Annotated in this window: 1 protein-coding gene; it reads left to right on the top strand. The window is 60.9% G+C overall.

Annotated elements, in window-relative coordinates; genetic code table 11:
• Positions 1 to 131: 131 nt before the first annotated feature.
• The coding region (locus AC04SG_RS32795) for an IS110 family RNA-guided transposase (protein WP_488554394.1) at positions 132 to 1,138 on the top strand (1,007 nt) is incomplete at its 3' end.

Here is a 1,138-nt window from a genome sequence, read left to right as displayed (position 1 = left end):
AGGATTGTTTGAGAAGGATCTGGTAGTTTGGCGGCCGGGACTGCAGGCCCATCACAGCCTGCAGCCCCGGCGGCAGGCGACCGTCCCTAGGACCGGGTAAACACCCGACGTCATCATGGTCCCTGCCGTCTTTGTCCGCCATCGCTTGGAGAGTTGATTGGCCGCTGGCTTGCGCCACGCCCGCAAACAATCCGAAGCCCGACAAGGATATCACCAGCATGGCCTTCTTGCATCAACAACCGCAGCAGTGCCTCGGCTTCGATATCGCCAAGGACACCATCACCGTCTCTGACGGCACCACCACCCGCACCATCGCCAATCAGCGCAGAGCGATCCGCGCCATCCTGAAGGGCTATAAACACATAGACCTTGTCGTGTGCGAGCCGACAGGCGGCCATGAAGGCCTGTTGCTCGAAGAGTGCCTGCGTGCCGGTATCGCCTGCCATCGCACCGATACGCTCAAGGTCAAAAGCTTCATCCGCTCCTACGGCACGCATGGCAAGAACGATGCCATCGATGCCGGGATGTTGAGCGGCTACGGCCGCGAACGCTGGGCAAAGCTGGACCTTTGGCAGGCTCCCGACCCTGATGAGACAGACTTGCGCGCATTGGTCCGCCGCCGCCAGGAACTCATCGCCATGAAGGTCGCGGAGAAGAACCGCGCCAAGGCGCCTGGCGGCCGCCGTCTTGCGATCTCCTTCGAGGCTGTGATCAAAGTCGTCGAGCGTCAGATACAAGCTATCGATGCCGCGATATGCGAGCTGATCGCCAACAGCAGCACCCTCAAGCACCGGGCAGCCGTCTGCACGGCCATAGACAGTTTAGGCCCGATCGTAGCGGCCAAGCTCCTGGCTATCCTGCCTGAACTCGGCTCCATGACACGCCGAAAGGCTGCAGTCCTTGCCGGCGTCGCGCCGCATCCAAATGACAGCGGTCAAAAACACGGCTACCGCAAAATCCGCGGTGGCCGGCCTGATGTCAGGACCGCGCTCTTCATGCCCGCTCTACGCGCTGCCGCCGGAAAGGGCGAGTTCGCTCTCTTCTACAAACGCCTCATCGCCAATGGCAAAAAGCCAATGGTGGCTATCGTCGCCGTCATGCGAAAGATCGTCGTCACCCTAAATGCGAGACTAAGAGA

This window comes from Mesorhizobium sp. CNPSo 4684, from assembly GCF_057784315.1.
Note: the sequence above shows the minus strand (reverse complement) of the source record. Positions and strands in the feature narration are given on the sequence as shown.